Origin of the sequence: Pseudomonas sp. R1-43-08 (assembly GCF_003852255.1) — a bacterium.
Lineage (GTDB): Bacteria > Pseudomonadota > Gammaproteobacteria > Pseudomonadales > Pseudomonadaceae > Aquipseudomonas.
The window spans coordinates 5,300,481-5,314,705 of record NZ_CP027734.1; the positions used below are offsets into that span (position 1 = coordinate 5,300,481).

Sequence of the window (14,225 nt, forward strand, 5' to 3'; positions counted from 1 at the left end):
GCCATTAGCGCGCCGGCCCCCACAGTGCCGTGATATTTCGCTCGGCCATGGCCGGCCCCACACTCATCCCCACACCGGTATGCATCAGCGCAAAGCTGATGCCGGCAGCCGCCGGCACAAACGAAAACGGCGCGGGCCCACGCGAGCCATATACGCCCTGCCAACGCTCCAGCACCTGGAGTGTGCAGCCCAGGGTCTGCTCGGCCAGCTCGATCAGCCAGTCATCGACCTGCTCGGCGTTGAACGGCGATGCATCGCTGCCGTAATCATGGGAATCGCCGATGATCAGGTCGCCATGGGGCGTAGGGCTGATCAGCAGGTGAATGCCGTGCTCATGCAGGTGCGGTGCTTCGCGCAGGATCTGCGCCTGCACCGACGCAGCTTGCGGCAAGTCGGCGAACGCGCCGTAATGCACGCAACTGAGGCCGGTCAACACCGCGTGTTGCAGGTTCAGCCCAAGCGCCGGCCGTGCACGCAGCATTTGCAGGCGGCACACCTGTGGATTGAGCGCAGCGATCGATTCGGCCAGCAGGGTCTGGTAGTCGTGCCCGGAACAGACAATGATCTGCTCGCCGCGAAAACGCCCCGCCGTGCTGTGCAACTGGCCCGGCTCGACGTGGCGCACCAGGGTCGAAAAGTGAAACTCCACGTTCAGTTCCTGGGCCAGGTAGTTGATCAGCGCCGGGATCGCTTCGCGCGAATACAGTTGCTGATCGTCCTCGCCATGCAGCGCGGCGCGGTGATGGCGGAACTGGCCGCCGTACAGGTCGTTCAACGCCGCGCCTTGCAGCAACGCCACGTTGTAGCCGTGCTCGCGGGCACGCCCGGCGCAGAAGGCTTCGAGCAGGTGCTCTTCGGCTTCGGTACGGGCGAACAGATAGGAGCCATTGCGCTTGAGCTGAAAGCCGCAGGCCTGCGCCCAGTGTGCCCAGATATCGCGGCTTTGCCGCGCCAGGTCGAGCATCGGCCCCGGCGGTTGGCCGGTGACCAGCGCCTGGCCGAAGTTGCGCACCGACGCGCCCAGCGGGGTAGCGCTGCGTTCGAAAACCCTGACTTTGAGCCCGCGCCTGGCAGCGGCGTAGGCATGGGAGAGGCCGAGGATGCCGGCGCCGACAATTAACAGATCACTACTCATACTGTCCTCTCGTTCCCGCGCTCCGCGTGGGAATTCATCCAGTGACGCTCCGCGTCACGACCTTCAAGAGCGGACGCGGAGCGTCCGGAGCGGCGTTACCACGCGGAGCGTGGGAACGATCGGTACCCTTACTGCCCCGCCACCTTCTCCGACTTGCCGTCATAGCGCTTGCGCCATTGCGCCAGGATGCTGTCGCGGTTCTTCGAGGCCCAGGCAAAGTCGTTCTTGATCAACCGCTGCTCGTAATCGGCGGGCAATTCGGTCTGTGGCTTGGCAATCCCTGGCTGGGCCAGCACCGCGAAGTTGTCCTTGTACAGCTCCATCGCCGCCGGGCTGGCGGAGAAGTCCGCGAGTTTCCTGGCGGCATCGGCGTGGGCCGTGCCCTTGATCACCGCCGTCGCCTCGATTTCCCAGCCCAGGCCTTCCTTCGGCAGGATGATGTCCAGCGGCGCCCCCTGGCGCTTGAGCTGTACGGCCGGGTATTCAAATGAAATACCAATCGGAAACTCCCCGGACGCCGCCAGCTTGCACGGCTTGGAGCCGGAGTGAACGTACTGGCCGATGTTCTGGTGCAGCTCGTCCATGTACTGCCAGCCCTGCTGCTCACCAAAGGTTTGCAACCAGGCGCTCACGTCCAGAAAGCCGGTACCGGAGGACGCCGGGTTGGGCATCACGATCTTGCCCTTGTACTCAGGCTTGGTCAGGTCCTGCCAACTCACCGGCTTGCTCAGGCCCTGTTTCTCGGCCTCGACAGTGTTGAAGCAAATGGTCGCCGCCCACACATCCATACCGACCCAGGCCGGTGGGTTGGCGGCGTCGCGGTAGTTTTTGCCGATCTTGTCCAGGTCCTTCGGCGCGTAACGATCGAGCATGCCTTGTTGATCAAGGATCGCCAGGCTGGAGGCGGCCAGGCCCCAGACCACGTCGGCCTGCGGGCGGTCCTTTTCAGCCAACAGCTTGGCGGTAATGATGCCGGTGGAGTCGCGCACCCACTTGATCTGGATATCCGGGTTGGCCTGCTCGAAGGCCTTTTTGTAGGTCTTCAACTGCTCGGCTTCAAGGGCCGTGTACACGGTCAACTCGGTGTTGGCGAAGGCGTTCAGGCTGAATGCGGTGAGTACGGCAGCGACCAGCGCCAGTGGCTTGAACATCGAATACCTCCTTTGAAGGATCATTGCCCGGGCGCGGTCTGGCGCCAGGCTTGGGAGCGGCGCAAGGCGCCACGTGAGGCCCACGCCAGCAGCAGCGAGACGCCGCCTGAGGTGAACAGAATCAGGGTCGACATGGCCGCCGCGCCGCCCACATTGCCGGCGTCGTCCATGTTCAATACGGCGACGGCGGCGAGGATGGTGTCGGGGCTGTAGAGAAAGATCGCAGCGGAGACGGTGGTCATCGCCGACACGAACAGGTAACGCAGAATATCCAGCAGCGCCGGCAGGCAGATCGGCACCGTCACTTTCAAGTAATGGCGATAGAGCGGCGCCTTGAGGGACAACGCGGCGGCTTCGAATTCCACGTCCAGTTGGCGCAGCGCAGTGGTGGCGGTCATTTGCGCAGTGGTCAGATAGTGAGCAATGGTGCACACCACCAGCAGTGCCATGCTGCCGTAGAACACATGCAGCGGGTTGCCGCCGAGGTTGAAAAAAAACACATAGCCCAGGCCCAGCACCAGGCCCGGTACGGCCATCGGCACAAAGCTGAGCAGGCGCAGGGCCAGGTTCAGGCTCTGTTGGCCCTTGGTTTTTTCCATCAGGTAGGCGCCGGTGAAGATCAGCACACTGCCGATCAACGCCGTGCACAGCGCCATGGTCAGGCTGTTGCGATAGGCCAGCCAGCCGCCGCCGGCAGTGTCTTCGAACTGGTAGTGGTTCAAGGACAGCGACAGGTTGTAGGGCCAGAACTTGACCAGCGAGGAATACACCGCCATGCCGAACACCAGCAGCAGCGCCGCGCAGATCAGCAGCACGATAGCCAGGTAGCAGCCATCCCTGGAACGCGACGGCAGTGGTTGAAACATCTGGGCACGCCCGCTCATGGCGTCGCCGTGACGGCGCCGCAGCCACGCATCCACACCAAAGCTGAACAGCGCCGGCAACAGCAGCACCATACCGATCAACGCACCGCGGCCGAACTGCTGCTGGCCGACCACCGCCTTGTAGGCTTCCAGCGCCAGCACCTGGTAGTCCCCGCCCACCACCACGGGCACGCCGAAGTCAGTGATGGTCAGGGTGAACACCAGGCAGAACGCCGCGAATACGGCCTGGCGCGTGGCCGGCCAGGTAATGCTGCGAAACGCTCGGGCCGGGCTGGCGCCCATGCTTGAGGCCGCGTCGAACAAGCGCGCATCCGCCAGCGACAAGGCCGACAGCAGAATCATCAGGGCGTGTGGGAAGGTGTAAATCACCTCACCCAGCACAATGCCCCAGAAGCCGTAGATGTTGTCCGAGAGCAACCCGCGCAGCAGCCCCTGGTTGCCGAACAGATACACCAGCGCAATACCCGGCAACATCGATGGCGCCATCAAGGGCAGCAGCGACACGCCGCGCCAGATCACCTTGCCGGGGATCAAGGTGCGCTGCAGCGCGTAGGCAAACAGATAGGCCAGCGGTACGACGATGGCCGCGACGCTCAGGGAAACTTTCAGGCTATTGCCGAGCAACCAGTGGAAGTTGGCACTGGTCAGCAGCTCGCGTGCGGCGGTCAGCCCGCCACCCTGCCCGGCTTCGCTGCTGAAGCCACGCCAGAAAATCGCCAGCAGCGGCAGCAACACCGCCACGACCAACAGGCCCAGCCACACTAATTTGCCGCCGACCACAAACAGGCGGTCGCCCGTTTCAGCCCGGGAAACAGTACGCGGCAGTGTCATCGCCGTCTCCATGGCCATCTCAGGCAAACACCTGCAAGCTGCGCGGCGGCAGGGCCACCAGAATGTCCTGGGCCCCCAGGCGCGGCATGGCTTCCGGTGCCAGCTCGGCCAGTAGCGGGTGGCCCGGCAACTGCTCTAGCTCAAAACTCATGCGGCAGCGATTGCCCAGGAACGTGATCTCGCGGACTTTGGCCGGGAACAGGTTTTCCTCATGCACCGGCGGGTTCACGCTGATCGCTTCCGGGCGGCAGAACAGCCGCCCGGACTTGGCGATGCCGGCGTCATCGGCCAGTCGCACATTCATCCCACCGACCTGGGCATGGCTGGCGCTGTTGCGGCTGAACGGCAGCCAGTTGCCCTGGCCGACGAACTCCGCCACGAACGGCGTGGCCGGGCGGTCATAGATTTCCTGCGGCGTGGCGTACTGCTCGACCTTGCCGTTGTGCATGACCGCGATGCGGTCGGCCATCAACATGGCCTCGTCCTGGTTGTGGGTGACCATCAGCGTGGTGATGCCCAGGCGGCGCTGAAGTTGGCGCAACTCGGTACACAGATGCTCGCGCACCCGCGCGTCGAGGGCCGACATGGGTTCATCCAACAACAATAACGACGGCGCCGGCGCCAGGGCCCGCGCCAGCGCGACCCGTTGCTGCTGGCCCCCGGACAGCTGGCCGGGGAATTTCTTTTCGCTGCCGAGCAGGCCGACCAATTCGAGCATTTGCCCGACACGCTTGCGCACCTCATCACGGCCGCAGCCAGCAAGGCCGTAGCCGATGTTCGCTTCAACGGTGAGGTTGGGAAACAGCGCGTAGGACTGGAACAAAATGCCGTAGTCCCGCGCCTGGGGCGGCAACTGGGAAACATCGCGGTCCCCCAGGTAAAGTTCGCCGCTGTCCTGGCGCTCAAGCCCGGCGATGCAGCGCAGCAACGTGGTCTTGCCGCAGCCGGACGGGCCCAGCAGGCACACCAGCTCGCCAGCGGCGACATCCAAGGACACGTTGTCCAACGCGGTAAAGGCGCCGAAGCGTTTCTGGATACCGCGCACCTTCATCGGCGCGCCGGGTTGGGTCAGGGCTGTGTTCATGGTGGCACCTCATCGAACTGATGGGGCCATGCTAGGGGGGAATGCGTCGTTGGTGTGGCAGGAAGGCTAAAGGGGGTGATAGTGGTATTGGTGGATTTGTGTAGGATTCTTAGAAATGTGGTGCCGGGTCCCGATCGTTCCTACGCTCCCGCGTAGGAATGCAGCCCGTGACGCTCTGCGTCACCTGTGGGCGGCAGTGACGGGACGCGGAGCGTCCCAGGAGGCATTCCCACGCGGAGCGTGGGAACGATTAGCTCGCTCCTACAAGGGTGACATTTCCTGGGCCAGGCCAAGGAAAGCCGCCGGCAACCGGGCACCTTTACGCTCCTTGAGGCAGTACAGATACTCCGGAATCTGCGGCGCATTCTCGATGGTCAGCACCTTCAGCTGCGGATCATGCGGCACCTCCTGGCGTGCGATGATGCTGATGCCGATATTGCGCAGCACTGCCTCGCGAATCGACTCACGGCTGCCGATCTCCAGCAACGGCCCGTACCCCACGCCCGCGTTCTTCAGCATCTCTTCCGTCAGCCTGCGGGTGGTAGAACCCGCTTCACGCATCAGCAAGGTATGCCCGATGAGCGCGCTCAACGGTACGTGATCAAGCTTGGCCAACGGGTGATTGCGGTGTACCGCCAACACCAGCGGGTCCGTGCCCAGCACGCGGCGCACCAGACGCGGGTCTTCCACCAACTGCGACGAGGCGGCGACGTCGACGCGGTAGTCGTCCAGCGCTTCGAGCACCTGCTGGGAATTGCCGATTTCCACCGACACCTCCACGTGCGGCAGGCGTTCGCGAAAGGCTTTGACTAGGTCCAGAATGTAGTACGGCGCGGTGGCGGCAATCCGTAAGGCGCCCTGGACCTGACCGTTGTTGCGCAGGAAAAACTCGATGTCCGCTTCCTGCTGCAACAGCACCTTGACCATCGGCAACAGTCGCGCGCCTTCATCGCTGACCGTCAGGCGGCGGCCGCCACGGTAGAACAGTTCAACGCCGTAGTGGCTTTCCAGGTTGCGGATCTGGGTAGTGACCGTAGGTTGGCTCAGGCCGAGCTTTTTCGCCGCCTGGGTAATGCTGCCCAGGCGGGCGACCATGAAAAACGCCTTCAGCTCAGCACTCAGCACACCACCCTCTCATCGTCTATTTGCGCAACAGGCGCAGGCCATTGAACACCACCAGCAGGCTGACCCCCATGTCGGCGAACACCGCCATCCACATCGTCGCCATGCCCAGGAAGGTGACCGCCAGGAAGATCGCCTTGATCACCAGCGCCAGGGCGATGTTCTGCTTGAGGATACTCGACGTTTGCCTGGAGAGCCGAATGAATGCCGGGATCTTGCGCAGATCATCGTCCATCAGCGCCACGTCGGCGGTCTCGATGGCGGTGTCGGTGCCCGCCGCAGCCATGGCAAAGCCGATTTCGGCGCGTGCCAGGGCCGGGGCGTCGTTGATGCCGTCGCCGACCATGCCGACGCGGTGGCCCTGCCCGTAGAGCGTTTCAATGGCGTGCAGCTTATCGGTGGGCAGCAGGTCGCCCTGGGCCTGGTCGATACCGACCTGGGCGGCAATCGCCTGGGCGGTGTGGGTGTTATCGCCGGTGAGCATCAGGGTCTTGACGCCCAGCTCGTGCAGTTGCCGGATGGCTTCGCGGCTGCTGTCCTTGACCGTGTCGGCTACGGCGAACAGGGCCAGCGGGCCCGACTTGTCGAGCAGCAGCACCACGGACTTGCCTTGTTTTTCCAGGGCGAAGAGTTTCTCTTCCAGGGCCGGCGAGCACAGCCCGAGGTCTTCCACCAGACGGTGGTTGCCCAGGTGGTAGGTTTCGCCGTTTATGTCTCCGCGCACGCCACGACCGGGCAATGCCGCGAAGTTATCCACAACGTAGGACGCTAGGTTTTTATCCACCGCCGCGTTGGCAATCGCCAAAGACACCGGGTGGTCGGAACGGCCGGCCAAACTCGCGGCCAGCGCCGGCGCGCTGTCCTGCACGGTGGCGAACAGCGGCACGTAGTCGGTTTGCACCGGCTTGCCGTGGGTGATGGTGCCGGTCTTGTCCAGGGCAAGGTAGTTGAGCTTGTAACCGCCCTCCAGGTACACGCCGCCCTTGATCAGAATGCCTTTGCGCGCCGCCGCCGCGAGGCCGCTGACAATGGTCACCGGGGTGGAAATCACCAAGGCGCACGGGCACGCGACCACCAGCAACACCAGGGCGCGGTAGATCCAGTCGAACCAGACGCCCGCCATGAACAGCGGCGGTATGACCGCCACGCCCAGGGCAAACAGGAACACTGCGGGTGTATAGACCTTGGAGAAGCGGTCGACAAAACGCTGGGTCGGCGCCCGAGCGCCCTGGGCCTGCTCCACCGCGTGGATGATCCGCGCCAGAGTGGAATTGTTGGCCGCTGCGGTCACCTTGTATTCCAGGGAACCGGCCTGGTTGATCGTACCGGCGAAGACTTTATCGCCCAGGGTTTTTTCGATCGGCAGGCTTTCACCGGTGATCGGCGCCTGGTCGACCGTGGATTGACCGGCAGTCACCTCACCGTCCAGGCCGATGCGCTCGCCGGGTTTTACCCGCACGATGGCGCCTGGATCGATACTTTTGACCTCCTGTTCCAGCCAGGAACCATCGGCCTGGCGCACCGTGGCCTGTTCCGGGGTCATCTGCATCAAACCGCTGATGGCGTTGCGCGCACGGTCCAGGGACTTGGCTTCGATCAACTCTGCCACGGTAAACAGGAACATCACCATCGCCGCTTCCGGCCATTGGCCAATCAGCACGGCGCCGGTCACGGCGATACTCATCAGCGCGTTGATGTTCAGGTTCAGGTTTTTCAGGGCAATCCAGCCCTTTTTGTAGGTGGTGAGGCCACCGCTGAGAATCGACACCAGCGCCACCAGCGCGATCACCCAGGTCGGCGCCACGCCAGTGAAATGCAGGACTTCCGCGCCCAATGCCCCCACGCCCGAGACTGCCAGCGGCCACCAGTGCTTCTTGGCGGGCGGCGCAGCGGCGGGGGTGCCTTCTTCGATCGGGTCGGCCTGCATGCCGATGGATTTGATGGCATCGATGATCGGCGCAGTGCTCGGCAAGTCGTGGGTGACGCCGAGGATGCGGTTGATCAGGTTGAATTCCAGCTGCTGCACACCGGCGAGCTTGCCCAGTTTGTTCTGGATCAGCGTTTGTTCGGTGGGGCAGTCCATCGCTTCGATGCGAAAGGTGCTCAGGCGCGAGCCGGCGGTGGGGGCGTCGCTCAGCTGTACTTTTGCAGGCGCCGGAGTGCCGGAGCAGCACCCGCCGCCGTGGTCATGCACCGGCTTGAGCGTTTGCTCGCCGTGATCATGATCATGGTCGTGATCGTGCTTATGCGGGGTGTGGAGGGAATCGCTCATGCTGTCGCGTCCGTGGATGTGCCTGTTGCCAAGTAAAGACCCTGTAGCCACTATAGGGTCAAGCACCCATTTGGAGATTGCTTCGATGAAGATCGGTGAACTGGCCAAACTGACCGACTGCCCGGTGGAAACCATCCGTTATTACGAGAAGGAAAGCCTGCTGCCACCCCCGGCGCGCACGGAGGGCAACTACCGGGTGTACACCCAGGCGCACACCGAGCGGCTGATCTTTATCCGCAACTGCCGCAGCCTCGACATGACCCTGGAAGAAATCCGCAGCCTGCTCAGCCTGCGTGACAGCCCACAGGATCAATGCGAAAGCGTGAATGCGCTGATTGACGAACATATCCACCATGTAAAAGCGCGGATCGATGGGCTGCTGGCGTTGCAGGAGCAATTGCTGGACTTGCGCCAGCGCTGTGGCGGCGGGGCGCAGTGCGGGATTTTGCAGCGTTTGGAGGTCAGCGGCAGCGTGCAGGCCAGCGAGGCCGAGCCGTCGCATGTGGGCAGAAGCCACGGGCACTGAGCCTGGGGAGAAACCCAATCAACCTGTGGGAGGGGGCTTGCTCCCGATGGCGGTCTGTCAGTAATCAATGCTCTGACTGTTACACCGCTATCGGGAGCAAGCCCCTTCCCACAGTTTGGACCGGCGTAGCCTGTTAGATCGCGACGTCAGCCTTGATGCTTGGGTCGGCGTCGTAGCCGACGATTTCAAAGTCTTCGAACTTGTAGTCGTATATCGACGCAGGTTTACGCTTGATCACCAGTTCCGGCAGCTTTTTCGGCGTGCGCGCGAGCTGGGTCTGGATCTGCTCCATGTGGTTGCTGTAAGCGTGGGTGTCGCCGGTGGTGACGATGATCTCGTGGGGGATCAGGTCGCACTGCTGGGCCAGCATGTGGGTCAACAACGCCAGGGCGGCGGTGTTATAGGGCAGGCCGAGGAATACATCGGAGCTGCGGATGTATAACTGCATCGAAAGATGGCCGTCGTGCACGAACGCCTGGTACAGCAGGTGGCACGGTGGCAAGGCCTGCTTGCCGTTGCGCGCGTTTTCCTGGGGACTTTTGGTTTCATCCGGCAGGTATTCGACGTTCCAGCCGTGGAACAGGATGCGGCGGCTGTTGGGGTTGGTCTTCAACGTCTCGACCATGTAGTCGATCTGGTTGATCTTGCCGCCGTCCTTGGTCGGCCAGGCGGTCCACTGCTCGCCGTACACCGGGCCCAGGTCGCCGTCTTCGGTGGCCCATTCATCCCAGATACGCACGCCGTTTTCGTTGAGCCACTTGATGTTGGTGTTGCCGCTCAACATCCAGATCAGTTCGTTGGCGATGCTTTTGAAATGCAGCTTCTTGGTGGTCAGCAGCGGGAAGCCATCGGCCAGGTTATGCCGATACTGACGGGCGAACACGGCCTTGGTGCCGGTGCCGGTACGATCGCCCTTGGTCAGGCCATTGGTCACGACGTCGTGCAGGAGTTCGAGGTATTGCTTCATGTGGGTACCCGTATCGTTGAAGCCGAGGCGCACACGCCTCGGCGTTCGAATTTAAAGCGCGGTGCTCTTGATGCCTTGTGGGCGGTTGTAAGCCCACCACAGCAGGCCGAGGCCGACCAGGATCATCGGAATGCTGAGCACCTGCCCCATGGTCAACCAGCCCCACGCCAGGTAGCCCAACTGCGCATCCGGTACGCGCACGAACTCGACGATGAAGCGGAAGATCCCGTAGAACAGCGCGAACATCCCCGACACGGCCATGGTTGGGCGTGGCTTGCGCGAGAAGATGTACAGGATGAGGAACAATGCCACACCTTCCAGGGCGAACTGGTACAGCTGCGACGGATGGCGCGGCAGTTGCGCCGGGTCGCTGAACGGCGGGAACACCATGGCCCACGGCACATCGGTCGGCTTGCCCCACAGCTCGGCGTTGATGAAGTTACCGATACGCCCAGCGCCCAGGCCAATCGGCACCAGCGGCGCGACAAAGTCCATCAGCTGGAAAAACGACTTGCCGTTGCGCCGGCCAAACCACCAGGCGGCGATCATCACGCCGATAAACCCGCCGTGGAACGCCATGCCGCCCTTCCACACTTCAAAGATCAGCGTCGGGTTGGCGATGTAGGCCGACAGATCGTAGAACAGCACATACCCGAGTCGCCCACCGACAATGACCCCCATCGACAACCAGAACACCATGTCGGAGAGCTTCTCCTTGGTCCAGGTCGGGTCGAAACGGTTCAGGCGCCGGGACGCCAGCAGCCAGGCACCGCCGATGCCGATCAGGTACATCAACCCATACCAATGGATTTTCAGCGGACCGATGGCCAGGGCCACCGGGTCGATCTGCGGGTAAGGCAGCATTGCGACTCCTCGTTAAAACATTTAGTCATGACGCACCGGACCATGCCGATGCGCGATTAAGCCTGCGTTACAGCTGCGAGATCAAATTAAGAAGTTCACATACACACCAAACAGCCCGGCATGTTAACGGATGGAAGGTGCGCGGCCCAACTTCGTTACGATGGAACGCCTGCGGTTCTGTGGGTAGAGTGAGGAAAAAACACACAAGGGATCGCCCGATGTGCCTGATTGTTTTTGCCTGGCGGCCGGGCCATGCCCAGCCGCTGATCGTCGCGGCCAACCGTGATGAATTCTACGCCCGGCCCAGCCTGCCGCTGGCTCAATGGCCGGATGCGCCACAGGTCTACGCCGGCCGCGATCAGGAAGCGGGCGGCACTTGGCTGGGGGTGAACGCCGAGGGGCGTTTTGCCGCGCTCACCAATATCCGCGACCCGCACCAGCCGCCGTCACGCAAGTCCCGGGGTGAGCTGGTGGCGCGCTTTCTCAGTGGTTCGCTGCCGATTGACGATTATTTGGCGGATGTTAACGGACGTTCGATTGAATATGCCGGGTTTAATCTATTAGTGGGCACGCGGGATAAGCTCTGGCACTACAACGCCAACGAGACCGAGCCGACGCGATTGGAGGCGGGCGTTTACGGTTTATCCAATGCCGGCTTGGATACGCCTTGGCCGAAGCTGCTCAAGGCCAAGGCGGCACTCGTTGAAATCCTCGACGATCCGCAGCCGGACGCGTTGCTGAGGATCTTGAGTGACCCACAGACTGCACCGTTTGCTGAACTGCCGGATACCGGTGTGGGCCTGGCGACGGAGAGTCTGTTGTCGAGTGTATTTATTGCCAGCCCGAGTTACGGGACGCGGGCAAGCACAGCGTTGATCGTGAATGCCGACGGGACGCGGCGGATGGTGGAGCGTAGTTTCGGCCCGCAGGGTGGGCGGTTGGGCGAGGTCGAGCTCAATCTCTAACCCCACCGAAAATCAAATGTGGGAGGGGGCTTGCTCCCGATTGCGGTGTGTCAGCTAAACATGTGCTGACAGTTACACCGCTATCGGGAGCAAGCCCCCTCCCACATTTTGATTGGCGCCAGGCGTCAGAGGGTTTTTGCAGAAGCCGGGTTGATCATCCGCGTCAGCCCCAGGTTCTTCAGCGCCAATTGCAGCGAGCTGTGGATAACTTGCGGGTTGTCGATGGTCATCAACTCGGCGAGCAAATCCTTGGCCATGCTCAATTCAACCTGGCGCAGCATCCATTTCACTTTGGGCAAGTTGGTGGCGTTCATCGACAGGCTGTCAAAGCCCATCGCCATCAACAGCACTGCCGCCGCCGGGTCGCCGGCCATTTCACCGCAGATACTCACCGGCTTGCCTTCGGCATGGGCGTCGCGCACTACGTGCTGCAGCGCTTGCAGCACGGCCGGGTGCAGGTAGTCGTACAGGTCGGCTACCCGTGGATTGTTGCGGTCCACGGCGAGCAGGTATTGGGTCAGGTCGTTGGAGCCCACCGACAGGAAGTCCACCTGCCGCGCCAGTTCCTTGGCCTGGTACACCGCCGCCGGGATTTCGATCATCACGCCAATCGGCGGCATCGGCACGTCGGCGCCTTCGTCGCGCACTTCGCCCCAGGCCCGGTGGATCAGGTGCAGGGCTTCTTCCAGCTCGTGGGTGCCGGAGATCATCGGCAGCAGGATGCGCAGGTTATTCAGGCCTTCGCTGGCCTTGAGCATGGCGCGGGTCTGCACCAGGAAAATTTCAGGGTGGTCGAGGGTGACGCGAATCCCGCGCCAGCCGAGGAAGGGGTTGTCTTCCTTGATCGGGAAATACGACAGTGACTTGTCGCCGCCGATATCCAGGCTGCGCATGGTCACCGGCAAAGGGTGGAAGGCCTGCAGTTGCTCGCGATAAATCGCCAGCTGCTCCTTCTCACTCGGGAAGCGCTGGTTGATCATGAACGGTACTTCGGTGCGGTACAGCCCCACCCCTTCAGCGCCACGCTGTTGCGCCCGCGCCACATCGGCCAGCAGGCCGGTGTTCACCAGCAGCGGCACGCGGTGGCCGTCGAGGGTCACGCACGGCAATTCGCGCAACGAGTCGAGGCCCAGCGCCAGTTGTTTCTCTTCCTCGACCACTTCGGCGTATTGCTTGCGCAGCAATTCGCTGGGGTTGGTAAAGACTTCGCCGCGATGGCCATCGACGATCATGTCGATGCCATCCACCTTGGAATACGGCAGGTCCACCAGGCCCATCACCGTCGGAATGCCCATGGCGCGAGCCAGGATCGCAACGTGGGAGTTACCCGAGCCCAATACCGAGACCAGGCCGACCAATTTGCCCTCAGGCACTTCGCCGAGCATGGTGGCGGTCAGTTCTTCGCTGATCAGGATGGTGTTGTCGGGGTAGACCAGATTGGTGGTGCGGTCTTCCTGCAGGTAGGCCAGCAGACGGCGACCGAGGTCACGCACATCCGAGGCGCGCTCGCGCAGGTAAGCGTCGTCCATCAATTCGAAACGGTTGACGTGATCGGTAACCACCTGGCGCAGCGCGCCCTGGGCCCACTGGCCGGTCTTGATCACGGTCTTGACTTCATTACCCAGGGACGCGTCGTCGAGCATCATCTGGTACACGTCGAACAGCGCCCGCTCTTCCGGGCGCAACTGGGTGGCCAGCTTGGTCGACAGGTTGCGCATGTCGGCGCGCACGCCTTCCAGGGCGGTCTTGAACAGTTTGATTTCAGCGTCGATGTCGTGAACGGTCTTGTCCGGTACCACATCGAGGTCGGCCGGTGGCAGCATGACCACCGCCGTACCGACGGCGGCCCCCGGCGAACCCGGCACGCCGACGAACTTGGCCTCCTGGATGCCCTTGCCCTGGCGACCCAGGCCGCGAATCGAGCCCGTGGCTTCGGCGTGGGCGATAACCCCGGCCAGCTGCGCGCTCATGGTCACCAGGAAGGCTTCTTCACCTTCGTCGAACTGGCGGCGTTCTTTCTGTTGGATGACCAGCACGCCGACGACGCGGCGGTGGTGGATGATCGGCGCGCCGAGAAACGAGGCGTAGCGCTCTTCGCCGGTTTCGGCAAAGTAGCGATAACGCGGGTGATCGGCCGCGTTTTCAAGGTTCAGGGGTTCTTCACGCGTCCCCACCAGGCCCACCAGACCTTCATTGGGCGCCATGCTGACTTTGCCGATGGAGCGCTTGTTCAAGCCCTCGGTGGCCATCAGCACAAAACGGTTGGTCTCGGGGTCCAGCAGGTAAACCGAGCAGACCTGGCTGCCCATGGCTTCCTTGACGCGCAACACAATAATCCCCAACGCCGCCTTGAGATCCTTGGCGGAGTTAACTTCCTGGACGATCTTGCGCAGCGTATTGAGCATGGCTCGGGGTCGAACTCCG

Annotated in this window: 11 protein-coding genes; 2 read left to right on the top strand and 9 right to left on the bottom strand. The window is 62.7% G+C overall.

What is annotated here, in order from left to right:
* Positions 1-4 precede the first annotated feature (4 nt).
* From C4J87_RS24455 to C4J87_RS24480, 6 genes are all read right to left on the bottom strand, one after another.
* A complete protein-coding gene (locus C4J87_RS24455; protein WP_124368722.1) occupies positions 5-1,135 on the bottom strand; it encodes a TIGR03364 family FAD-dependent oxidoreductase in 1,131 nt (376 codons plus the stop codon).
* 128 nt (positions 1,136-1,263) lie between these two features.
* Positions 1,264-2,286 carry a putative 2-aminoethylphosphonate ABC transporter substrate-binding protein gene (locus C4J87_RS24460; RefSeq protein ID WP_124364839.1) on the bottom strand — a complete coding sequence of 341 codons (1,023 nt, stop codon included), beginning with the start codon at positions 2,284-2,286 and terminating at the stop codon, positions 1,264-1,266.
* A gap of 20 nt (positions 2,287-2,306) precedes the next feature.
* The gene (locus C4J87_RS24465; protein WP_177412818.1) at positions 2,307-4,013 is read right to left on the bottom strand and encodes a putative 2-aminoethylphosphonate ABC transporter permease subunit; all 1,707 of its coding nucleotides are present in this window, start codon (positions 4,011-4,013) and stop codon (positions 2,307-2,309) included.
* Between the two features lie 7 nt (positions 4,014-4,020).
* On the bottom strand, positions 4,021-5,085 hold the full coding sequence (locus C4J87_RS24470) for a putative 2-aminoethylphosphonate ABC transporter ATP-binding protein (RefSeq protein ID WP_124368724.1): 1,065 nt from the start codon (positions 5,083-5,085) through the stop codon (positions 4,021-4,023).
* 261 nt (positions 5,086-5,346) lie between these two features.
* Positions 5,347-6,210, bottom strand: coding sequence for a LysR family transcriptional regulator (locus C4J87_RS24475; protein ID WP_124368725.1), 864 nt, complete (start codon positions 6,208-6,210; stop codon positions 5,347-5,349).
* A 16-nt stretch (positions 6,211-6,226) separates the two neighbouring features.
* Positions 6,227-8,479 (bottom strand): heavy metal translocating P-type ATPase, encoded by a 2,253-nt coding sequence (locus tag C4J87_RS24480; protein WP_124368726.1) that lies wholly within the window; start codon positions 8,477-8,479, stop codon positions 6,227-6,229.
* A gap of 85 nt (positions 8,480-8,564) precedes the next feature.
* Here C4J87_RS24480 and cadR point away from each other — a divergent pair, with 85 nt between their 5' ends.
* Complete coding sequence (gene cadR / locus C4J87_RS24485) at positions 8,565-9,005, top strand: Cd(II)/Pb(II)-responsive transcriptional regulator (protein WP_124368727.1); 441 nt, start codon at positions 8,565-8,567, stop codon at positions 9,003-9,005.
* A 133-nt stretch (positions 9,006-9,138) separates the two neighbouring features.
* On the opposite strand, the gene C4J87_RS24490 is transcribed toward cadR, so the two are convergent.
* Both C4J87_RS24490 and lgt read right to left on the bottom strand, forming a co-directional pair.
* The gene (locus C4J87_RS24490; RefSeq protein ID WP_124364845.1) at positions 9,139-9,972 is read right to left on the bottom strand and encodes a thymidylate synthase; all 834 of its coding nucleotides are present in this window, start codon (positions 9,970-9,972) and stop codon (positions 9,139-9,141) included.
* 51 nt (positions 9,973-10,023) lie between these two features.
* On the bottom strand, positions 10,024-10,836 hold the full coding sequence (gene lgt / locus C4J87_RS24495) for a prolipoprotein diacylglyceryl transferase (RefSeq protein WP_122542012.1): 813 nt from the start codon (positions 10,834-10,836) through the stop codon (positions 10,024-10,026).
* A 218-nt stretch (positions 10,837-11,054) separates the two neighbouring features.
* Between lgt and C4J87_RS24500 the strand changes: the two genes are divergently transcribed.
* On the top strand, positions 11,055-11,801 hold the full coding sequence (locus C4J87_RS24500; RefSeq protein WP_124368728.1) for an NRDE family protein: 747 nt from the start codon (positions 11,055-11,057) through the stop codon (positions 11,799-11,801).
* 125 nt (positions 11,802-11,926) lie between these two features.
* Here C4J87_RS24500 and ptsP read toward each other — a convergent pair whose 3' ends face one another.
* Positions 11,927-14,206 carry a phosphoenolpyruvate--protein phosphotransferase gene (ptsP, locus tag C4J87_RS24505; protein ID WP_124364847.1) on the bottom strand — a complete coding sequence of 760 codons (2,280 nt, stop codon included), beginning with the start codon at positions 14,204-14,206 and terminating at the stop codon, positions 11,927-11,929.
* Positions 14,207-14,225 lie beyond the last annotated feature (19 nt).